This is a genomic window from Neorhizobium sp. R1-B, assembly GCF_004368875.1.
Taxonomy (GTDB): Bacteria; Pseudomonadota; Alphaproteobacteria; order Rhizobiales; family Rhizobiaceae; genus Neorhizobium; species Neorhizobium huautlense.
In genome coordinates, this window is the sequence record NZ_SOEM01000017.1 from 15,010 (window position 1) to 35,903 (window position 20,894).

The following is a 20,894-nucleotide window of genomic DNA, read 5'->3' on the forward strand; positions in this document are numbered from 1 at the left end:
CGAACCACCGAATATGTTGTCATTTTTCAGAAAATCGCCTCATCCTCAATTTCTGATTAAGCGGCAGCATTCTCGCCCTCCGGTTCTGGGCCGGCGCGACCATACATTGCTCGCTTCAGCATCTGAGGCGGTTGATCTACGATTCGGATTGACTGTTGTTCTAAGGGAGTTCGATTGCATTTCTTAGGGCATCAATATCCCCGCGCAAAACGCGCTGGCGAAACGCCTGATCGTCGTGAATTCCGTGTCAAGGGCATCGTCGATCCATTCATCCAGCGCCTCCGAGCGCCCGCTGCGCAAGATGCCGTTGAAGCGCATAGCCAAGCCCACGCATTATTGGGAACATTGGAGAGCCCTGCTTCAATGCATTGACCTTTCTGACCTGACGATCTGTCAGCAGGCCGCGCGGTTTTTCGCACCAAGCTGCAGCCACCAAAGACGAGATCATGGTTTGCTGGGAACCCCTGCCAGCGCCGGGCAGGCCAAGCGCCGCCGCCAGTTGCGCACGGCCACAGGACAGCACCTACATTCCATCTACGTTCCGGTCGCTCGGGCCGCGCGAGACGAACGGGACGGACTCGATCTCTACCAGAAGACTGTTTTTTTTGAGAAAGCGCCTGAAATTGTCGCGCACCGCCCCGAGTGGAAACCGACCAACCGCGGCGTCGCGGCAAGCCTGCAGCATGGTCTCATACGCCACATCCCGCTTGTCCGCAGGCCACTCCTCTAGGAAGTCAAAAATGTCGTCGAGGCAACCTACCTCCTGAACGAAGTGCTGTCTTTGCACAAAAAGAGGTCGGCTGAACAGACTGCCAGTCATTGGGTCCTCCATCGGCCGAAGTGATACGAAGAATTTAGTAGTTCCTAATTGCCCGTTCAAGAATGCCGCTCGGCACCTTGAGGCAGACTCTCCGCTTCACAGACCTTTTGCCTGGTACGGTTCACTAGGTGATAGAACGGCGAAGCGAACCTACCACATTGCCCAAAACGGAGTTCGCCCCGCACCGCGTTCACCACATCGTTGCTTGCGTGTTGCGTTTTGCGACCTTTAAGATCGTACAGGATGCATCGCTGTTCACGCAGAGAGCAGTCCTATCACTTAGGATGCGCCGGCATCAGCCCCAAGTCCGCGACTTAGGCGCTGATGGAAGGAAAGGCGTTCTCGATCGGGTTCCCCAGCATCCGCTCAAGCTTCAACTCGCTTTTTTCCGCACAATATTCACTGATTTCACCATGGTGAAGTACCACGTCTGGCCGGCACGGACGCAGTATTTGCGGTCCTCCAATCAGCCGGATCAATGACGGACGGAAGAACGAGACAGCAGCTTGTGGGCCACCCCGACGAAAGTGGCGATGACGTCCGCCTCCGGCAGCTCATCGCGCAAATGAGGTCAGTAACAACGCCAAGTTTTTCGCAGTCGACGTACTCTCGGGATCGAGGTAGCTCCGACTGACCTCCGTCAGATCGTTTGAAAGAGCGTGCAGTAAGTCCCTCACAGTCTCCGTCATGAATTAGCTCCTCGGAGAGCGTCATTAACATTGGAGGTTGCCGAGAGTTCCCCCCCGGTGCGCGGATGTTCTGGAACAATAGGCCAAAGGTCCTGGTTCTTTAGCATTGCCAACAAGGAGACGGCCATGTCACGATCCAGGCGTGATCACCTCGGAGATGAACTTGTGGCGTTGCTTCCAGCACTTCGTGCGTTTACGCGGCGTTTCGAACCTGATCCGGTAGACGCGGAGGATCTTGTTCAAGACACTCTGACAAAAGCGCTCTCCCACCTCGACAAATTTCAGGATGGTACGAGGTTGAAGTCGTGGGTATTCACGATCGCCAGGAACGCCTTCTGCACCCGCTACGCCGCCCGCAAACGCATGGTCGTCGGGCTGGACGCGTGCGTATCCGAACTGCCGGCTGTCGCCCCACCGCAGGAATGGGCTGTTTCCATGAGCGAATTCAATCGAGCCTACGGGGCTCTTCCTCCAATAAACAGGATCGCCATTGACCACGTCCTGTTCCAGGGTTCGAGCTATGAGGATGCAGCCCGGGTCTGCGGATGTGCGACCGGAACGATCAAAAGTCGCGTGAACCGCGGACGCCAGATGCTGGTAGTTGCCATGGACCCAGATCCCGGTCGATCTAGAGTGTCCGGAAGATGAGGCCCATCGTGCCATCTAGACGGAGCTTCGGCTGGCGCACCACGCACGGCGGCATTACGCAATCGACCAGGGGCGATTGCTATCACGTCAACACGAGGCGGATCAATCGCCGGTTGCATTGCCAGCAGATGATGTCAGTACCCGAACCTCCCCCTTGCGATCGACGACATCGACCACGACCTGGCCACCCGAGCGGCGGATCGCAACGTCGGCCGACCCGCTACCGATTATAAGATTCCGCAAGGTGACCCCGTCGAGGAATGCCGGAAGCTGAGGCTCATTGAAGCTGATCTGTGACGCATGCGGGTCGAAATCGAGGCCGAGGCATGATTGCAGCAGCGAAAGCGGAGCGGCCGCAGCCCAGGCCTGCGGTGAACAAGCCACGGGGTAGAATGTCGGCCCGTGGGCGCGCTGGCGGGGCAGCCCGCAGAACAGTTCGGGAAGCCGCCGCAGGTCGATATAGGTCGATGCCGCAAACAGCCCGTCGAATATTCGCGCCGCCTCCGTGTGAAAGCCATACCGCGCCAAGCCAGTGGCGATCATCGCATTGTCATGCGGCCAGACCGAGCCATTGTGGTAGCTCATCGGATTGTATCGCGCCTCCGTGGACGCGATGGTGCGAATGCCCCAGCCGCAGAAGGAGGATGCACTCATGAGAGTACGCGCGACCCGTCCTGCTCTTTCCGGATAGGCAATGCCTGTGAAGAGCGCGTGGCCGGCATTCGACGAGCGAACCCGGCATGGGCGCTTGTCGCCATCCAGCGCCAGCACATAAGTGCCGAGCTCCTCGTCGAAAAACGCCGCATCGAAGGCGCGGCGCAGCCCTTCCGCCCTCGCCTGGAGGTGGGCGACCCGTTCGGGCCGATCGAGCCGACGGAAAATCTCCGCAGCACTCAGCCACGCGCCATAGACATAGGCCTGCACCTCGGCAATGGCGATCGGACCTCGGGCCAGCGTTCCGTCGGCATGGAAGACAGAATCCTGGCTGTCTTTCCATGCCTGGTTGATCAGCCCCTCTTCCGTCTGCCGCCCGTATTCGACGAAACCGTCGCCGTCGCGATCGCCGTGCTCGTCGATCCATGTCAGCGCCGCCTCGATATGCGGCAGAAGACGGAAGATCGTCGAAAGGTCGCCCGTCCGCTTCAGGTAGTCGCCGGCCAGCATCAGGAACAGCGGCGTCGAGTCGATGCTCCCGTAATAGCGTCGGAAGGGAACCTCTCCGAGTTCGGCCATTTCGCCGTAGCGGACCTCGTGCAGAATTTTGCCTGGCTCAGCATCCGAGGCAGGGTCCACCTCCGTTGCCTGGTTGGCCGCCAGATGGCCAAGCACGCCGCGCGCTATCTCCGGGTCGAGCCAAAGCGTCTGCAGCGCCGTGATGAGGGCGTCACGTCCGAACACGGTGCTGAACCATGGAATGCCGGCGTAGGGATAAGGGCCTTCCGGCTTGTCGGTCATCAGCATGTACAGATCGGAAACGCTGCGGCGAGCGGCCTCATTGAAGATATCGTTCGACGTTACGATCGACGCCGCGCGCGAAGACGAGCCGCGCAAGGCCCGACGGGCATCCCGCAAGGCAAAAAAGAACGAGCGGTGGCCGGTCTTGTCGGTTTGCGCCGCCTGATCACAACCGATCTCAATGAACAGCGACCGGCTTTCGTGCGGCGCCAGGTCAAGGTCATAGACGGCAAGGTCGCTGGCAAGCCTGTCGGGCCGCGGGTCGAAGGAAAGCCGTGTCAGTCGTTTCTGACTGTCGAGACCGATATAGGAAAGGAGGATGGAGTTCGGCTCGATGACAGCCGGAAGCAGTCGCCCTTTTTTTGCCCTAACCGTGCCGCGGACCTCGAAAAGATCGGCAAAGTCTGCCGCGAACGCGATCTCGATGCGGATACGCTGCGGCCGCTCGTGATAGTTTTTGACGGTCAGCCGCTCGTGGCAGCTGGCCTTCCACAGGAAGCGCGACCTGCGCAAATGGATGAGGTCATGCTCTAAAATGAGCTTGCCCTTGTCGTTGAAAAGATCAGGATTGGTCAGGTCGCACGTCAGTGTTGCGTTGTCGTCGCGCAATGTCGACGACAGCAGCATCGGGCGCTTCCCGTTGATCGACAGGTAGAGATGGGAAAGATAGCGCGTATCCCGGTGAAAGAGCCCTTCCGGGCTGCCTGGGCCGGAAAGTGCGTCGCCGTTGTGGTCGAAGAGGGCGAAGGTATCGCCGTGTTTCAGGGTGCGTGGCCGCCGCTCCTGCAGCGATGCGGCAGCCGGAATGAAGAATTGCGCGACCGGTGCGCTGGCGCTGGCCAGCACGCCGGTCAGGTTGTCCGCAGAGGCAATCGACATGGCTTCTCCTTAGAACTTCAGGCGACCACTTGCAGGTCGAGCGCATGGCCGTTCGACCGGCGGATACGGGCGGCCTTGGTGCGAACACCTGGTAGACTGCGATAGAGTTCGAGGTAGTCCCGCGCCATTCGTTCGGCCGTGAAGCGTTTTTCAAACGTGGCGCGCACTTTTCTCCGGTCCATTCGCAATGCCCATTCGACATTTTCGGCCGCCTCGGTCACGCTGTCGACCAGAATGCCGGAAACGCCGCCATCGACCACCTCCGGAACGGAGCCGCATCGGAAGGCGATCACCGGCGTGCCGCACGCCATGGCCTCGATCATCACCAACCCGAAAGGCTCTGGCCAATCGATTGGGAAGAGCAGAGCGCCGGCATTGCCGAGGAAGGCTGCCTTTTGGTGTTCGTTTATCTCGCCCACGAATTCGACATTCGGATGACGTTTGACCATTGGCTCGATCACCGTCTCCCAATAGGCTTTGTCGGCATTGTCGATTTTGGCCGCGATCTTCAACGGCATGCCGACCTTTGCGGCGATCTCGATTGCCCGATCCGGTCGCTTCTCCGGTGAAATACGGCCGAGGAAGGCGAGGTAGTTGCCGTTGGGCGTGGCCGTGAAGGGAAGGAGGTCGGCGGGCAGCCCGTGATAGACGGTTCCGGACCAGTTGACTGGAGGCATCGGGCGGCGCTGGTCGTTGGAGATCGAAACCAGCGGGATATCGGGAAAGGCCTGATAGAAGGGACGCAGGTCCGGCAGGTCGAGGCGGCCATGCAGCGTGGTCACGGTTCGGTCGGCAAAATCGCGGATCAACGGGAAATGCAACAGATCGATATGGAAGTGGAGAACATCAAAGTCGGACGCCCGGCGGCGGATCTCCTCCAGCATGACGATTTGATGCGGCAGGTGGTCTTGGACGGCGGGGTTAAGCCGCAGCGCGACCTCCGAGCACCCCACAAGCTTCGCGTCCGTGACGGAGTCGGCGCTGGCAAAGAGGGTGACGTCGTGGCCCTGGGCGACAAGTTCTTCGGTGAGATAAGAAACGATCCGTTCGGTTCCTCCATAAAGCTTCGGCGGAACGCTTTCGGCGAGCGGTGCGATCTGAGCGATCTTCATCGGCAAAACCTCCTCTAATGAGCAAAGAGTCGTCGGCAAAAATCATGTCCGCGCCCATCATGTGGCACGCGGCGGGTTCAAATCTTCAGATTTCAAACAGCGGTCGGTGGCGTCCTCCCTTCCAGTAGCTGCACAGTCCGAAACGGTCACGAAGCCGTCGGTTCCCTGGCTTCCTGCGGCTGCTCCTGCCCTGTTGGATCAAGACCGGCGGAGCCTGCTCGGGGAGGGGCGCGCAGTCGCGGTCGAGTGCTTTCAGGGCCTGGAGGATTTCGTCATAAGTGACAACGGCTTCCATGCCCGGATAACGGCGCAACGCCGGCATGGATTCGATGGCGGACATGTCCGAAGCCCATGAGGCAAGGATCGCCCGCTTCTCGTCCCTGCCAATATGATCGGCCGCCAACACGTCGCGGGGGTGATCGAAATGTTTTTCTGGATGAAGAAGATGGGCAGCGCTGATCGCAGCCGTCGCATCTTCTGTGACGTGACTGTCGATGTTTTCCTTTCTCATAGCCTGGCTCCATTGAGCTTGACCGATGGAACATTGAGGGTGCTTCACTCGTCGTGACTGTCGAGGTACCCCGGGACCGCCCGGCGGGTGCAAACCCTCGCGCGAGTGCTTTTGCGCCAAATGATCTGGTTTTGCGCTTTTTGGATTTCAAGAGGAAAAACACAAAATGCGCAGCCGTTAGAGAACCCCGCTAAGTGGCTGCCTCGGATGAGGAAAACGGATCGCGTCTCCGATGGCAGCATGCGCCGAACGAACCTCTTCATTGCATTCTGGGAATTCTCAAAGCGCGACAAGGATCTTGCGCTGGAGCAGGCTGGGTGGCCCCTCAAAGCCTCTCCAAGGCCGCCAGCAGGCGCCGCTGTACCATCGCATCCTCCTGAGCGATAGCAGCGATGAGATCCTTGAGCGCGCCACGAACGCCGTGAAGCTGATCAACCAGCTCCATTACAATATCGATCCCCTCTTGGTTGACGCCCATGTTTCGGGAAAGGTCGAGGATCAACCTGGCCCTGGCAAGATCCGCAGCCAGAAAGCGTTTGTGGTCAACGGATCCTTGAGGCTCCAGCCAGCCGTGATCTAACCAAAGATCGAGTTCACCCGCCTCGATCTTAAGTTGAAGGCAGAATTCGAGCTCATCCACGGTCAACCCTCCATATTCCTTCTTGGGTTGTGATCCATTCCTCCAGCCCAACTTTCGACAAATGCCTTCAGTGCTGGGTCGGGCGCGTCCGGGAGGACGATCTTCACAGCGACGTAAGCATCCCCGGCCTGACCGCCGCGCTTTCGAACGCCTCTGCCCGTAAGACGGAATACTTTCCCGCTACTGGAATTCGGCGGCAATTTGAGATTCACCGGCCCGGAAGGCGTGGGTACGCGGACCGTGCCTCCAAGTACTGCCTCTCGGATCGTAATGGGCACATCAAGGCGGATGTCATTGCCTTCGCGCGTATAGATCGGATGCGATCGGACCACGATATCGATCAATGCATCGCCGGCCGGCCCGCCCCCGATACCGGGCTCGCCCAGGCCGCGCAACCTCAACGTCTGGCCATCGCGAGTTCCAGGCGGGATCTGAACGTCGAGCGTCGAGCCCTGGGGAAGAGTCAACTGGGTCTTTGTTCCGTTAACAGCATCCAGAAAATCGATTTCCATCGAGAAATGGCGATCGTTTCCAGGCGCTTGGAATTGGTCGGAACGAGGACCGCCGGAACGACGCGAGAAGAAGCTTGCGAAGATGTCGTCGCCGTCGCCAAAGTCGGCAAAACCGGCGCCATTGTGATAAGCGTCACCCGGGCGGCTCGCCGAGGCATATTCTCGATAGAAGTTTCGCGGAGCCTGTTCGGCGCCCGTCATGTCAATCTCGCCGCGATCGAAGCGGCCACGCTTTTCTTCGTCGCTCAGGAGCTCATAGGCCGCGGAAATCTCCTTGAACCTCGCCTCGGCCTTCTTGTCGCCGGGGTTCAGATCCGGGTGCAGTTTTTTGGCAGCCTGGCGGAATGCGCTTTGGATTTCCTTTTGCGTCGCAGTTCGCTTCAGGCCTAAAAGCTCATAAGGATCCGGGCTCATAAATGCCTCCGTTCGAGGGCGGAAATATCGCGAATTTCAATGGCGGTCTGAAGGCGGGTCCGTTGGCTCGGACGTGCCCTGGATATCAATCGCAATATCGGAGAAGAGAGAGCTGTAATGCTGATTCTCCATCCTCCTATCAAACTGGATCCGTGAACGGGGAAGACGGCCCGCGTTCACGACTGGTCAGGCTCTGACTTCCTGGCGCTGGAACAGCACGTATGCGATCGTAAACAGCACGAGCATTGCCGCCACGAGACCGGAAATCTGAGGCCAGATGATCAGCAGGCTGTCGATCGTCGGCAACGGCGCCCCAATGACCGCACCCTGCAGCTGATCCAGGAACAATGGCCCAACAGACCGCGCGGCCGGATCCAGAAGCAAGGCAGATATCTCTCCATAGAGAGTTTGCGGCGATAGTCGGCTAACCGCCTGCTGGGTCTCGAAGTTGGAGAGAAGCGACACAGGATTGTAAGGGTCGACCGGCGAAAGAACTCCTGCGACCAGCGGCAAGAGCATGCCCCAGAAAAGGCTGAGGATCAGCCAGATCGCCAGCGCCACGAGAGCGGACGTGGCCGTCGAGCGGATGAACGTGGAGAAAGCCATGGCAAGAGCTAGCCAGACGCCGGCATAAAAGAGGGTCGCAACCAGGTAAACGATGCTTCGGACAAGTTCCGGTGCCGAGGGCGGAAGACCAAGCCTAAGGATCCCCATGCCGAGCATCAGCAGCCACAGCACCAGGAGCGCTATACCGATCACCAGGAGACCACCCATGAATTTTCCAAACAGCAGGGCGTCCCGATAGATTGGCTGCGCAAGCAGTCTGCTCATGGTGCGCCGGCCATATTCCCCATTGATCGAATCGAAACCGAGGGCGATTGCGACCAGCGGCAACAGGAAGCCAAGGAACGAAGCAAACGACGGCACGGGTTCCTTGGCGACCGTAAGGAGCTTCAGGAACAGGAATGGGTCTTCAGCGGTTGTCTCGCGAATACGATCGATAGCGCCATAGACGGCGCCGACCGCGGTCAAAATCACGAGCAGCATGATGATATGCATCCGCGCGCTCGTCATATGATCGGCCGCCTCCTTGAGAGCGACCGTCATCACACCTTGAAACGGCGATCCTTCACGCTTCATGGCCGTACTCCCTGAAATAGCGGTTATAGGCTTCGTCCAAGCGGGCTCGGCGCAGATCAAGATTGATCAAACTGCCCCCGGCCTGGACAATGAGACGGGCCAGCTCAGGCCGCACGTCACGGTCTGCTTCCACCTGCCAGACGGTCTCGTTCAACATGGAAACGCGGCGGACACCCGCCGCCCCAACCACCGCCTTTTGCAGATCGACACCGGACGCCTCTACGTCGACAACGAATGCCCCGCCACCGATCTTGGCCGCAAGTTCCTCAACGGTCCCGATGAAGCCGATCCGTCCTTTGTTGAACAGGGCAACCCGGTGGCAGACCGACTGTACAGCATCTAGCGCATGCGATGAGATCAGGATCGTCATGCCGTCCCGGCTCAATTGCTGGATGAGCTCAAGCAGTTCCTGAGTCGACTGCGGATCAAGACCTGAGGTGGGCTCATCGAGAATGGCGATCCGGCAGTCCCGCATGAGAAGTTCCGCGATACCGAGCCTCTGTCGCATACCGCGAGAATAGGTTGAGACCGGCCGGTCGGCGACGTTCGCCAATCGAACCTTTTCGAGTGCCGCTGCGATTTTCTCCCGGGCATGGTCCCGGGAGAGGCCGGAAAGACGCGCCGTATAGCTTAGATTTTCGCGGCCGGTCATCGTGTCGTAGAAGCCGACGGAGTCAGGCAGATAACCGACTTCACGTTTCACGGCGAGCGGTTGGCGCAATGGATCCTTGCCAAGGATGCTGACATTGCCGCCGCTTGCTTCCGTCAGCCCCAAAAGCATCAGGATCGTCGTCGTCTTTCCGGCGCCATTGGGACCGAGCAGACCGAGAACCTCGCCTCGCTGGACCGAGAGATCGATGCCGGCAACCGCAGTGGTTGCGCCATAACGTTTCGCAAGGTTAAATGCTTCGATAACTGTGGTACTCATCGCCGGCCATACCTTGTAACTGCGGTTCCCAGTACGCCGATGGCGACGGCAATCACGCCGAGGCCGGCCATTCCCCATAACGTGGAGGCACGCACTGTCGTGCGGAACTGAACGGATTCCGAAATCCCGCCACCGTTGGCCCGCAAGCTGACCATATAATCGCCCGTCACCGCCCGCTCAGACGGCGTAATGGACACGTTGATCTCACGTGTGGAATTGGGAGCAAGGACATCGACCTGCTCTGGCTCGAACGCGACCTTCCAGCCGGAAGGTGGTGTGGAGGAGAGTTCCAGTCCTTCAGCGGGAGCGGACCCGTTATTGGCGACGGTGAACGTGAAGTTCGACGTTTTTCCGGCTACCGCCTCACCGCTCAGACGCTCCTGCGGTCCAACGATGCTGATCTGGGGCTCGCCGGTGATCTCCAAACTGAGATCGGTGCTGGCGCTCATCGCGCCGCTCGCGGCCTGGAACGCAATTGGATAACGTCCGGCGGACGCCGAACGAGTAGGGAGGACTTCCATCGTCACATCTGCTGTGGATCCGGCCTGGACGGGGACGCCGGTAATCTCCTCGGATCCGTAGCCCTGCTTGAAACGCGTCCGGAAGCCATCAGGGACAGTCGCAGAAAGGTTCAACAACGCGTCCTCGGCACCTTCATTCTTGACCCGGATCTTGTAGCTGAAGGTCGAACGTGGCGTACCCTTTAGCGCAGGAAGTTCAGGATCAAGCGTCACACCGCTTGCCTTCGCCTCCGCCAGACGAACCGTCAGGGGAAGTGTGGTCAGTTCGTCATCATGCCGGGCACGGATTTCAATCGGAACGGCCGTGCCGGTCGCATCGGCAGGTGGAGTGATTTCGAGCGTCAGTTTCTCACTCTCGTTGGGAGCGACGATGGCGGCCGATACCTCCCGCGCGCCCCCCTTCAAGGCCCACTTCCAGCCAGCTGGAATGCCGGAAACCTCGATCTGCGCACGCTGCGGGGGCAGATTCGAATTACGTAGCGTCAGTGGAATGTTTTCGGTCTTGCCGGCCCCTAAGGACAGTTCTGGGTAGGGTGTGGTGAGCCAGAAACCAGCGGGTTCAGCGGGCCGCGTCTCCTGGGCCAGCGCCGGCGTTGCCGCAATCAGCAGGGTGAGCGCGGATGCGGTCAGGAACATTGCAGAGCGTGTCATGTTACTTCTCCATCTTCACATGCAAGTTCGACAAGTCTTGAGCAATCACGACAAAGCCCGCCGGAGGGTGCCCGGCGGAAAGATCCAAGGAGAGTAATATTGCCGAAGGGCTTCATGGCCAGTTCAGCCGTGTCCTCCGGTCAGGCGGGGGAGACTGCCGATTGGGGCCGGGATTGCACAGCCGGCCATTTCGCCGACAATGATGAAGGCGATCGCGACGGACGGCCTCCATCTGCCTTGATCCTGCGACGCTTTTTGATTTCTACCACAAAGGGCTTGGCCTGCGGACGCATGATCAAGCAACCTTCTTGTCAAATTCGATCTGCTGCCGCTTTGCGTCAGCAGACACCTTACCGATGGTAATGCGGCGCGGCTTCATGGCGTCCGGGATCTCGCGCTTAAGCGCAATCATCAGCAATCCGTTCTTCAGGGTTGCGTTCTCCACCGTGACGTGAGCGGCAAGCTCGAACCGGCGTTCAAATGCCTGAGTTGCGATTCCGCGATGCAGATACTCGCCATCCTGGGGCTGGTTGGCCGACCCCTTCACGACAAGGACGTTACGCTCCTGCTGGATGTCAAGGTTGTTCTCCGCAAAACCCGCGACGGCGATGCTAATCCGGTAGTTGTCCTCGCCGGTCTTGACGATGTCGTAGGGTGGCCAAGTGTCGACCCCATCCAGACGCTGTGCGTTGTTGAGAAGATTGAAGATCTGGTCGAAACCAATGCTCGACCGATAGAGCGGTGTGAAGTCAAATTCGCTTCTCATTGCCATATCCTCCGTAAAGCAACATGGAATGGAGACGCACAGGAAACTTCGCGTCTCCCATTATCGGCCCCCATCTGGGCTGCCGATGCATTTCGATTTGGTTTTAAGGTTTTTCACTTTCAAGATCGGGAGCAAGAGAAATTTGCAGACACTTCCCTGACGCGCCAAGGGGTTAAACCACGTCTCGGAGATCAGTCGACAGTTTGAGCATGGGCGGGAATCGCGGCAGATCCATCTGAATTAGCTGCACGGAAATCCCTTACGGCTTCTGCTTTTCCTGACGTTTTTAACCGGGGCGCCTTCGACCATCCGCTTCAATCGCGCCCTCCATAAGTGAGGCGAGATCGTTTTCGTCGCGTGTCTCGCTCTGCAGAAGGGCTTCGGCGGAGCGGATCAGTAGTTCCGTTTGCTCCTGAAGAAGAGCCAAAGTTCGTTCGAATGTGTCATTGACGATCCGGCGGCACCTCCTCGTCAACCGTGGCGGCGAAGAGAGCCACGGGATCAGCCATGACAGCAGATCGCGGAGGAAAGTGCTCTCGACCTGTCATCACGACGCGGTGTTGCAGGAACTGCTGAGCCAGATCAGCATCGACCCGCGTGGTGAAGAAGAACGGGCGCTTGTTTTGCGGCTCTTTGTATCGCCTCGGACGAAATTGTCGGAGACCGCAACCTCTGTGGTCTTGCCATCTCTCAGGTCGGTCTCGAACTGGCTGTAGGGTATCCGAGCCAAGTGATAAGCGGTCGTAAAAAATGCTGGAAAGCCAACAGAATGAAGAACGCGACGATCCAGTGCAAGTTTTTGAACTGAGTCTTCTTATCCATATCCATTCATAGATCCATCTCTACCGCACCACCAGAAGGAGGCCCGCGCCTTCACGAACCAATTCAAGGGCCAATGTGGCTGGCCTTGCGGCGGTCGCGCGTTGCAAATCTGCGACGGACGCAACGGGTGTTCTGTTGACCGCGAGAATCAGGTCGCCGTCTCGAAGGCCGGCGCGCGCTGCGGCGCTTCCGGGCTCCACCTTCTCGATCACCACCCCGGGACCTCCCGCTTGCTGGGCCTCCTCGCTTGAGGCGGCCCGCATTGTGGCGCCGTCAAACGGGGTGCCGGAAAGATCAGCCATTGATCGGTCTTCAGCGACAATGGTGACCGCAATTACCATCTCATCATCACCACGCTTCACGGTCAGTTTGATCGTCCTGCCAGCCGGTGTGAGGCCGATGCGGTTTCTGAGATCAGTCGCTCCGTGAACGGCGCGCCCATCCGTTGCGACGACGACGTCCCCGGACTTCAATCCGGCCTCGTCAGCCGCGGAGCCGCGCTCAACATTGGCAATCAGCGCGCCGCGCAGGTCCCCCAGCTTAAGAGCCTCTGCCAGGTCCGGCGTAAGATCCTGGATGCCGATGCCGAGCCTGCCCCGCTCCACCTTGCCGTGGGTGATCAGTTGATCCATCACAGACGCCGCCATGCTGCTCGGAACTGCAAACCCGATACCGACATTGGCCCCGGCGGGGCTGAGGATAGCAGTGTTCACTCCGATCAGTTTTCCATCGAGGCTCACCAGGGCACCGCCCGAATTGCCCGGATTGATCGAGGCATCCGTCTGGATGAAGTCTTCATAGCCTTCGATATTGAGACCGCTCCGCCCGAGCGCGCTGACAATGCCTGAGGTCACGGTCTGCCCCAGGCCAAATGGGTTGCCAATGGCGACGACATAGTCGCCGACTTTAAGAGCATTGGAATCGCCGATCTGAATGGCGGCAAGATTTTTAGCCTCAATCTGGAGCAATGCAATGTCGGTTTCCTCGTCGCTGCCGACGAGCTTTGCCGCCAGCTGCCGACCATCCTTGAGCGTCACCGAAATCTCGGTGCCGCCATCGACAACGTGATGGTTGGTCAGCACATATCCTTTGGCGGCGTCGACGATGACGCCGGAGCCGGCACTCATCCTAGCCTGCTGTTGCTGCTCGGGCAGTTTAAAGAAGCGGCGGAAATTGGGGTCGCCATACAGCGGATTGTCTTGTGTCGGCGCGCGGGAGACGACTGCGATATTGACGACAGCCGGCGTAACCCGCTCGAGCATCGGTGCCAGTGTCGGCAAGCTGGCGGACGCCGCTGACGATCCCGACGTTTGCGCAGGACCCGGCGATATGGTGAACAGGATGGCTGCAGCGGCGACAGTGAATGAGGCGACAACCTGACGGACCCGCGCGGTATCGGACATGGTTTGCTCCTTAAAAAAAGGGTTACCGACCAAGCGCATTGCTCAACAAAGAAGCGGGCCCGGAATTCCGGACCCGCTTCCGGTGCGTTTAGGCGGCCGAGAATGGACGGTTATGGGTGAACCAGATGTTGCCTGCGGCAAGAACGGCGACGACGATGCCGGCAATAACATGGACCCAAAGCGCGGTCGTAACCGCCGAGAAGCCAAGGACCCACGGGGCGACCAAGGTCCAAAGGCCGAGGACAAGGTTGCCCCATTCCTCCACCTCATAGAAGGCATAGAGCGCCGCGGCGGCAAACACGGTGATAGCTGCGCCAACGATCCAGGCGTTCCACGCGGCATAGGTCTCGGTGGCGAAGCCGAACAGCCACGGCGAAACTAAAAGTCCGAGCCCGGCGACGATATTGACGACATCGAAAGCCGTCCGGTTGCTAGATGACAGAGACTTCATCATCGTTCATTCTCCTCATCGGTTGGTTTCATCATCAATGAACCGCCTCCCTTGGCAGGGAGCCGGGTGCGGCGAGAGCTCTTTCCGCGCTGTTACTGCGAAGCCATTTTCTGTGGGCGGAATGGCAAGCCGAAGTAAACGTTTGCTGCTCGGGTAGGAACGGCACCAGCTCGTCCTTGCTGAAAGCCTCGCTGGCGATTTCCTGCAGCGCACGTTCAGTCGCATTTGCGGCTGAAACATTAACCCGGGGCGCCGCACCGCGATTGAGCGCTCGAGCACGAGCCGCGGCGGCAAGAGCCAGCGCGTACGGATTCGGCACGATCTTTTCGCAATCGAAGACGACATTTGGATCCATGGACACACCTCATGCGGCTTGCTGAGCGATCGTGACGCCACGATCCCCAAGACCTGCATGCCGTTCGAGCGCGAGCAGCGCCTGCTCGACCTCGTCGAGCCGCGAGGGCCGTTGATTCTCGGGCATGCCCTCATTGGTCGCCTGATCCGCCAGGTACTCGGTCCAGGCCCAGTTCATCAGGATCGAGCGCTTGGTATCCAGCCACAGCGTCGGGTCACCGACAACATCCATCGGTGAGTGCCAGCTTTGCGGACCGGCTGGTTCGTTGCGGTCTGCTGCACGGTCGAGCGCCTCACCATAGCTCTCCTCAAGTGCTGCAAGGCCGAGCCGCTTCAGCGTGATGTCGGAGAAGCTGTGGGACGACCGCTTCGGTCGTTGGCCCAACCGTCGCTTGACCCGGCGGGCCGGCTTGGCCGCCCTCCTCTGCACGACGTAGCTCAAGCCTTGTCGCTCGGCGTACCGAATGGCGGATTGGAGGGTCGGGAATTCCAGTTCGACCTGTGTGAGCGTGTCACCGCCGCCGGTGTAACCCATCAAGGGCTCGATGAACGGTTCCTCGCGACGCTCGAAGACGAGTCTCCAGCCGTTCGCTCTCGCGTTGCCAGACGTCGTCACCGAGCGTGCCGGCTTATAGATCCGGGCGACGGCGTCCTCAGGAAATAGCGAGCGGCCGAAGGAAGGATGCCGGCGCCGGTTGTCGTTCGAAGGCCGGAACCCCGAAACTGGTTTGCTGATTGCGTAGTCTGTTTCTCTGACATTCTCCATCGTTCATCCCTCCCGATTGGCGAAGGATCCCGACGGCCGCCACAAGGCCGGCCGTCGGGCAGATCTGATTGTTAGCTCTTGATGGCGATCCGCTTGACCTGCGACTGCGCCTTTTCCGTCTTCGGAAGGGTCACCGTCAGCACGCCGTTCTTGAAGCGCGCATCGACCTGGTCATCCTTGACTTCGACACCAAGCGGGATGCGGCGCTCGAACCAGCCGTAGTAGCGCTCCGAGAACTGGCGATCCTTGTTTTCCGTCTCCGAGCGCTTTTCGCCTTTTAGCGTCAGCACACCATCGTTGAGCAGGACTTCGATATCCTTCTCCTCCAGACCCGGCACCTCGGCCGTCACCTTGATCTCCTTCTCGTTGTCAGAGATCTCGACGCTCGGCCATCCGCCGCTAAAGCTGTTGGTTCCGATCAATGACGGCAGGCCGGAACCAAAGCCCCGGAAAACGTCGTCGAATAACCGGTTTACCTCACGATGCAAGGAAAGGAATGGATCTCGATCGTTATCGCGCAACAGACTCGGGACCGGATTACCATTGTTGCGGCCCCAGGGAATGAGATCACGGACACTCATGGTTTCCTCCTTTCTGTTGATGGACACGCTTCATCCGTGGGCGCCGGGGTGCCCCGGCGCCTGCGTCTCACGCGCTGACGGCGATCAAGCCGCCTGCTTCTCAGCTTCGATTTGTTTGCTATCGACCTTGGGCAAAGCTTCGTCGGTGCTGATCTCGATCCGACGCGGCTTCATCGCTTCAGGGATTTCCCGCTTGAGGTCGATGGTCAGGAGGCCGTTGACGAGGTCGGCTCCTACGACCTTGACATGGTCAGCCAATTCGAACCGGCGCTGGAAGCTCCGACCAGCGATGCCGCGATGCAGATACTGGACATCTTCGGCATTCGCCTTCTGACCCGAGATAATGAGCAGGTTCTGCTCTTGGGTCATAGTCAATTCGTCCTGCGAGAAACCCGCGACGGCCATCGCGATGCGATAGTCGTCTTCGCCGGTTTTTAAAATATCGTAGGGCGGCCAGTTATCGATGGTCTCGATGCCATTCGCTGCCTGGAGTGCGTCCAACATCCGATCAAAGCCGATACTGGATCGGAACAGGGGAGAGAAATCGAGGTTTGTCCTCATAGCCATATCCTCCTTTGAAGCAACATGGATACAAGAGACGCCAAAAAGCGGTGAGCGCCTCCTGGACTTTGTAGCCGACCCCATCCGGCGGCCGGCATAAATGATGTAATTCAGGTGGTTACGGTTTCAAGAGGAGTCGAATGTCGACACAAAAATTAGACCCTCCTCACCGTCGCTGCCATATAAGATTGATGGATTTTCCACGGGAAGGAGACAAGCGACATGACTATGACTTCTCAGGACGTCGTCTCGGTCCTCGGCCCAGTTAATGAAACGCTCGTGACCGAAATTATCGCGACTGGCGCCACGCCGGCTGAACTCGCCGAGGCCTGGGCCTGGATCAACAATGACGAGGCATTGATGGGCGAAGGGCGGAGCCTGCCCACCGGCCGGCTAGCCGCGCTTGTCGATCTGCTGTCAGCGGACGAAGACGAGCAAGTCGAATAGCGCCGTCGGAGCAGCGCAATCGCCTCGACCGATCCCGTGTCAGCGGTCCCCCACTGCCAGCAGCTGTGCGGCTGCGGTCGGCTCCAAACCTGACGACGTCGGCTCCTATCAATTTGGGTAAAGCCGCCGTCCGAGGTGATTGACGAGATTCTGAAGTTCGCCCGACAGTACCGCAACGCTCATTTTCTCACGGGCCACCTGTAGTCGAACCATGTCGACCGCAAGACGATGGATGGTGGGGATCTCGCCGTTGCCGGATTCCAGCTTCTGGACTTCCACCAACGGGAGACCAAGTCGATCCGCCAGATCAGATTGCGTAAAACCAAGCACCTCCCGTGCGTGGATAAGCTCCTGGGCTGTCATTGCCGCTCTCCTCATCAATACCTTGCCGACGGAAATGTTCTCGCTCAGCTCGAGGCCTGATCAACCTCGGAAGGTGAGGAGCGAGAGAGACCATTTTAAGGCGGAGTGGGGCCCCGCCCCGAGGCATCCGCAAGAAGGTCATCAGGATTTCACGTAGTCCTGACAGAAGCCGTCGCGGAGTTAGTCCCCAGGGGTGACCATGCGCGAAAGGAAAATGCGCGAGATCGAGAAGATCGCCAGCACGATACGAGAGCTAGCCCAACCTGGTATGAAGCCAAAGGTGCTCATCGAAGCGGTTAAGGATCGTCACCCTGAAGCGACCAGGAAGGAGATCGCCAGAGCCGCTTTCCTTAGTGTGATTCTTTCGGCGCAGCACAGCCTCGAAGACCTGCAGGCGCTCCACGACATTGCTCATGACACCCGTGAGGACAATGACGTTTAGCCACTATCCTGCATTGGCGAGGCAGCGTTCGCCTGACGACGAAAAATTTCATCTCCGCGTCATGAAACTTGAGGGCAGCTGGAGGCTTTAGTTAGCGTGTATTACAACGAAGGACCTGCAAGATGTCTGGTGAATTCGAGAACAACGACGCTCAAGCTTCCATCCTGCCGGCGACTGAGCCCTCATTGGTAGAGCGTGCCGCGACGGCCGCCGTGCTGGAGAACCTGCGTCGCGATGGCGAGGTTGCCGTAGAGACAACGGTCGAAATGACACGAAAAACGTCACAGTTCTCATGGGATATCAATCCGCAGGAAGCGGCGAAAGCGATCTCTGGTGCGGTTTCCCTTCCCTGGGTGATTTGGTCGGCGGGCCTGGCGATCGTATGCTTTATGTGGCGCTTCCCGAGCGACTCGATCAGCAAGATAGACAGGGACGCCCCTTCGGCGCGCGGATGACCGCCGCCGTGCTGCGGTGACTGAACCGCGAATGGGTATAACGGCGCCTAGGAAGGCCAAACCCGCTGAACGAGCGAAAACCACGTCGGTGTAACTCCGCGGCCTGTGCTTAGCGTGCTTGTGGGAGAGCGAAGGTCGGAAAGCCCCGTAGTCGTGATGAAACGCGGCGCTCCAATCCAGCTTCGCGAAGGCAAGCCACACTGCTGCCGACGGACGGGCGGCAGTTGACAATGACGGAACGTCGGCCGCGGCGGCAACCTGACAGTTGGGAGAGGCCAGGCGCCCGATGTGTCGGCTTGGCCGTGTCGGGATTGTGTGTCTATCCTATTATACGGAAGAAAGCTTTTGCGCTGGCGGGAAGGCCTTCCACGTGAGAATACCGCTATCATCGTGGTGCGTCTCATGCCCATTATTGATGACCACCCGACGAGCGTCCTCTATCTTAAAATCTAGTGGGGTGGATTTGACGTCTGGTAGATAGGTCTGTCAATCAACAGGGAGGTCCAAGATGATCTTAACGAAGGAGACTATTGCAGCAGCGTTCATCTTCTTGATGAAAGCGACCACCAAGCGACAGGTATGCGAGAAGACCTTGACGGTCGAAAAGCTGATACAGATGGGCGCTGGCAACTGAAGCCGACTTTGGCGAATGCTGCAGCTAGGCCGACCGGATCACCTTTCCGGCGGTAGATTTGCCGGATTCCACACGACCTCCCATAGGTAGCCATCCGGATCGGCGAAGTACCCCGCATATCCGCCGTAAAATGTTTCCTGAGCCGTCTTTACAATGATCGCTCCCGCGTGCCGGGCCTGTTCCATAACCTCATCCACCTCATTTCTGTTTGAAACGTTATGGCCGATCGAGAACGAGGTGCTGCTGGTTGGCGATTTCCTCAGCCCGCTATCGTGAGCAAGGTCATCTTTTGCCCAGATCGCAAGCTTGACACCGCCGGAGAGATCAAAAAATGCGACGGCCCCATGTTCGAATTCTCGACCGACAATCCCTTCCGTCGGCAAACCCAAACCGTCGCGATAAAAGGACAGCGACCGCTCAAGATCGCCGACTCCAAGCGTCAAAACAGAAATTCGCGGCTTCATGCATCCTCCACTTCGTTGCCAATTCCTATCAAGTCCGGATCAGGGGTGAGTCGTTTTCCAGTGAAGCTGCTGTCAGGAAATGATGTTCGTCATTAGCAGATGTCATTTCTTGGACCTTGAATGTGTAAAAATTCCGGATCGTAGAGGCGCTTTCGAAACCTCATGTCCGCGGCATAGGCGGCATATTAGCAAGCGGCGATGTCGCAATCGCCGGGATAGGCAAAGAGAGATTCGACGACCCCGCTGCCACCGCATTGCGGGTGACACGGCTGGACATAGCCGCAAGGCCGAGCGCCAGTGTGTCAGGGCCGGCAGGAGTATCTCCCGCGGCGAACCAAAGCCTGCCGGCGGCAGCCATTCGAGCTGCCGGGAAAACACCAGCATCAGGACCAGCCCCAGGACGAAAGGCGGAATGGCGCGGAAGTGACTGCACCCATGAGACCAACGCGATCAGCAGTTCCACCTGGCGGCGATCCGCGTAGCTGCATCGCCCGGCAGAACGCGCATCAGTAGGAAGCACAAGGCGCCACCACAATGGCAACGATACCGGCCTGCAGGAGGCGCGCCAGAAGAAAATTCTTCATAACCATGCCCGTCACTGCGCCCATCGAAAGGAGAGACCGTAGTTCACCTCGAGCGGATGACTTTAACCCCAGTGATGCGCTTGCTGGAGACGATAGCCAATTCCGACCATGTTACGGGGATGCTTGGCAACTCCTCCTACAGGATTTCGACGGCACGTTTCTGGAGAGGTGCGCGGACGACAGGATCGCTTGTCGCGGCCAGCTGATCGACGCTCGCCTGCATGTCCTTGTTGTCCCAGCCCATCGAGCCCCGGTCGCTTCCCCCCCGGACCGTAGTCCTGTAGCAGCGTCCGACGGGGTCGGGCACGATCGAGTAGAGCCGCGAGACCAGACCCATCTCGTGTGTGCCGTCCTTATGGCGAGCCGGGATTGCCGGGCTGGTGGCGTGAGGGCCTTCACCTTATACGGGCCTGTACCCACGATCTGCGTGACCTTGCCGGCTGCATCGAAGGATGACGGCGCGAGCACAATGGTGCTGAAATCCACGAGATAGGCTGGCAATGCCGAGAAGAGTTCAGTAAGCCTTAACTGGATATCGTCTCCTTCGACGCTGATCTCTCCACAGGTGCCTGCGATAGGACACCGACGTCTGCCAGAGCCCGTTGCAGGCTGGCGACCGTCGACTCAGCCATTACCGGTGTTCCGTCATGGAATTGGGCGTTGCCACGCAACTTGAACGTCCAGACACGACCGTCCTCAGAAACTGTCCAGCTTTCGGCGAGACCCGGAACAAGCGTGCCCTGTCTGTCAGTAGTGACGAGCGTCTCGGCGACCTGGAGACGGCTGAAGACATAGCCGGTCTGCGCCGGCTCGATGCCGGTTATTTCCCACGGGCCGGCCACTTACAGGACTTCCGCCTGTGCATAAGTTGCCGGCAGCGA

Annotated in this window: 25 protein-coding genes and 1 pseudogene; 5 read left to right on the forward strand and 21 right to left on the reverse strand. The window is 58.9% G+C overall.

From position 1 onward, the window contains the following. Nucleotides 1-19 precede the first annotated feature (19 nt). Nucleotides 20-445: pseudogene (locus EDE05_RS19835) on the reverse strand (transposase); the annotation flags it as partial. A 78-nt stretch (nt 446-523) separates the two neighbouring features. Next, on the reverse strand, nt 524-820 hold the full coding sequence (locus tag EDE05_RS19840) for a DUF982 domain-containing protein (RefSeq protein ID WP_134102470.1): 297 nt from the start codon (nt 818-820) through the stop codon (nt 524-526). Between the two features lie 815 nt (nt 821-1,635). On the opposite strand from EDE05_RS19840, the gene EDE05_RS19845 reads away from it, so the two are divergent. Beyond that, on the forward strand, nt 1,636-2,157 hold the full coding sequence (locus EDE05_RS19845; RefSeq protein WP_134102473.1) for a sigma-70 family RNA polymerase sigma factor: 522 nt from the start codon (nt 1,636-1,638) through the stop codon (nt 2,155-2,157). Between the two features lie 102 nt (nt 2,158-2,259). On the opposite strand, the gene EDE05_RS19850 is transcribed toward EDE05_RS19845, so the two are convergent. The 15 genes from EDE05_RS19850 to EDE05_RS19920 all read right to left on the reverse strand — a co-directional run bounded on the left by EDE05_RS19850 (nt 2,260) and on the right by EDE05_RS19920 (nt 16,624). After that, entirely contained in the window at nt 2,260-4,491 is a 2,232-nt protein-coding gene (locus EDE05_RS19850) for an amylo-alpha-1,6-glucosidase (protein ID WP_134102475.1), read from the reverse strand. 17 nt (nt 4,492-4,508) lie between these two features. Next, nucleotides 4,509-5,603, reverse strand: coding sequence for a glycosyltransferase family 4 protein (locus tag EDE05_RS19855; protein WP_134102478.1), 1,095 nt, complete (start codon nt 5,601-5,603; stop codon nt 4,509-4,511). A gap of 85 nt (nt 5,604-5,688) precedes the next feature. Next, complete coding sequence (locus tag EDE05_RS19860; protein WP_134102481.1) at nt 5,689-6,114, reverse strand: hypothetical protein; 426 nt, start codon at nt 6,112-6,114, stop codon at nt 5,689-5,691. 325 nt (nt 6,115-6,439) lie between these two features. Beyond that, nucleotides 6,440-6,754: a chaperone modulator CbpM gene (locus EDE05_RS19865; RefSeq protein WP_134102484.1), complete on the reverse strand. Its 315-nt coding sequence runs from the start codon at nt 6,752-6,754 to the stop codon at nt 6,440-6,442. Between the two features lie 2 nt (nt 6,755-6,756). Continuing rightward, complete coding sequence (locus EDE05_RS19870) at nt 6,757-7,680, reverse strand: DnaJ C-terminal domain-containing protein (RefSeq protein WP_134102487.1); 924 nt, start codon at nt 7,678-7,680, stop codon at nt 6,757-6,759. Between the two features lie 186 nt (nt 7,681-7,866). Continuing rightward, nucleotides 7,867-8,820 (reverse strand): ABC transporter permease subunit, encoded by a 954-nt coding sequence (locus EDE05_RS19875; RefSeq protein WP_134102490.1) that lies wholly within the window; start codon nt 8,818-8,820, stop codon nt 7,867-7,869. Further along, nucleotides 8,810-9,748 (reverse strand): ABC transporter ATP-binding protein, encoded by a 939-nt coding sequence (locus tag EDE05_RS19880; protein ID WP_134102493.1) that lies wholly within the window; start codon nt 9,746-9,748, stop codon nt 8,810-8,812. The genes EDE05_RS19875 and EDE05_RS19880 overlap by 11 nt, the downstream gene beginning before the upstream one ends. Next, nucleotides 9,745-10,920 carry an NEW3 domain-containing protein gene (locus EDE05_RS19885; protein ID WP_134102496.1) on the reverse strand — a complete coding sequence of 392 codons (1,176 nt, stop codon included), beginning with the start codon at nt 10,918-10,920 and terminating at the stop codon, nt 9,745-9,747. Before EDE05_RS19885 ends, EDE05_RS19880 begins: the two co-directional genes overlap by 4 nt. A gap of 295 nt (nt 10,921-11,215) precedes the next feature. Further along, the gene (locus EDE05_RS19890; RefSeq protein WP_132411822.1) at nt 11,216-11,686 is read right to left on the reverse strand and encodes an Hsp20 family protein; all 471 of its coding nucleotides are present in this window, start codon (nt 11,684-11,686) and stop codon (nt 11,216-11,218) included. Between the two features lie 842 nt (nt 11,687-12,528). Then, nucleotides 12,529-13,911 (reverse strand): DegQ family serine endoprotease, encoded by a 1,383-nt coding sequence (locus EDE05_RS19895; RefSeq protein ID WP_134102500.1) that lies wholly within the window; start codon nt 13,909-13,911, stop codon nt 12,529-12,531. Nucleotides 13,912-13,999: 88 nt separating this feature from the next. Further along, the gene (locus tag EDE05_RS19900; protein WP_134102503.1) at nt 14,000-14,365 is read right to left on the reverse strand and encodes an SPW repeat protein; all 366 of its coding nucleotides are present in this window, start codon (nt 14,363-14,365) and stop codon (nt 14,000-14,002) included. Nucleotides 14,366-14,396: 31 nt separating this feature from the next. Next, a complete protein-coding gene (locus EDE05_RS19905; protein ID WP_134102505.1) occupies nt 14,397-14,717 on the reverse strand; it encodes a DNA-directed RNA polymerase subunit omega in 321 nt (106 codons plus the stop codon). Nucleotides 14,718-14,726: 9 nt separating this feature from the next. Beyond that, on the reverse strand, nt 14,727-15,482 hold the full coding sequence (locus EDE05_RS19910) for an NADH dehydrogenase ubiquinone Fe-S protein 4 (protein ID WP_134102508.1): 756 nt from the start codon (nt 15,480-15,482) through the stop codon (nt 14,727-14,729). A 71-nt stretch (nt 15,483-15,553) separates the two neighbouring features. After that, nucleotides 15,554-16,063, reverse strand: coding sequence for an Hsp20/alpha crystallin family protein (locus tag EDE05_RS19915; protein WP_132411812.1), 510 nt, complete (start codon nt 16,061-16,063; stop codon nt 15,554-15,556). Nucleotides 16,064-16,147: 84 nt separating this feature from the next. Beyond that, nucleotides 16,148-16,624, reverse strand: a complete 477-nt coding sequence (locus EDE05_RS19920) for an Hsp20 family protein (RefSeq protein WP_134102511.1) — start codon at nt 16,622-16,624, stop codon at nt 16,148-16,150. 222 nt (nt 16,625-16,846) lie between these two features. Between EDE05_RS19920 and EDE05_RS19925 the strand changes: the two genes are divergently transcribed. Beyond that, nucleotides 16,847-17,071, forward strand: coding sequence for a hypothetical protein (locus tag EDE05_RS19925; RefSeq protein ID WP_134102514.1), 225 nt, complete (start codon nt 16,847-16,849; stop codon nt 17,069-17,071). Nucleotides 17,072-17,179: 108 nt separating this feature from the next. Here EDE05_RS19925 and EDE05_RS19930 read toward each other — a convergent pair whose 3' ends face one another. Further along, entirely contained in the window at nt 17,180-17,434 is a 255-nt protein-coding gene (locus EDE05_RS19930) for a helix-turn-helix transcriptional regulator (protein WP_134102517.1), read from the reverse strand. A gap of 199 nt (nt 17,435-17,633) precedes the next feature. Here EDE05_RS19930 and EDE05_RS19935 point away from each other — a divergent pair, with 199 nt between their 5' ends. The 3 genes from EDE05_RS19935 to EDE05_RS27440 all read left to right on the forward strand — a co-directional run bounded on the left by EDE05_RS19935 (nt 17,634) and on the right by EDE05_RS27440 (nt 18,965). Then, nucleotides 17,634-17,876, forward strand: coding sequence for a hypothetical protein (locus EDE05_RS19935; RefSeq protein ID WP_134102520.1), 243 nt, complete (start codon nt 17,634-17,636; stop codon nt 17,874-17,876). Nucleotides 17,877-17,998: 122 nt separating this feature from the next. Beyond that, nucleotides 17,999-18,331 carry a hypothetical protein gene (locus tag EDE05_RS19940; protein WP_134102523.1) on the forward strand — a complete coding sequence of 111 codons (333 nt, stop codon included), beginning with the start codon at nt 17,999-18,001 and terminating at the stop codon, nt 18,329-18,331. A 508-nt stretch (nt 18,332-18,839) separates the two neighbouring features. Continuing rightward, the gene (locus EDE05_RS27440; RefSeq protein WP_281033745.1) at nt 18,840-18,965 is read left to right on the forward strand and encodes a hypothetical protein; all 126 of its coding nucleotides are present in this window, start codon (nt 18,840-18,842) and stop codon (nt 18,963-18,965) included. 38 nt (nt 18,966-19,003) lie between these two features. Here the strand turns inward: EDE05_RS27440 and EDE05_RS19945 are convergent, their stop codons facing one another. The 3 genes from EDE05_RS19945 to EDE05_RS27300 all read right to left on the reverse strand — a co-directional run bounded on the left by EDE05_RS19945 (nt 19,004) and on the right by EDE05_RS27300 (nt 20,855). Then, nucleotides 19,004-19,429, reverse strand: a complete 426-nt coding sequence (locus EDE05_RS19945) for a VOC family protein (RefSeq protein ID WP_134102526.1) — start codon at nt 19,427-19,429, stop codon at nt 19,004-19,006. A 720-nt stretch (nt 19,430-20,149) separates the two neighbouring features. Then, a complete protein-coding gene (locus tag EDE05_RS27295; RefSeq protein ID WP_245519944.1) occupies nt 20,150-20,350 on the reverse strand; it encodes a hypothetical protein in 201 nt (66 codons plus the stop codon). A 187-nt stretch (nt 20,351-20,537) separates the two neighbouring features. Continuing rightward, on the reverse strand, nt 20,538-20,855 hold the full coding sequence (locus EDE05_RS27300) for an ABC transporter substrate-binding protein (protein ID WP_245519945.1): 318 nt from the start codon (nt 20,853-20,855) through the stop codon (nt 20,538-20,540). Nucleotides 20,856-20,894 lie beyond the last annotated feature (39 nt).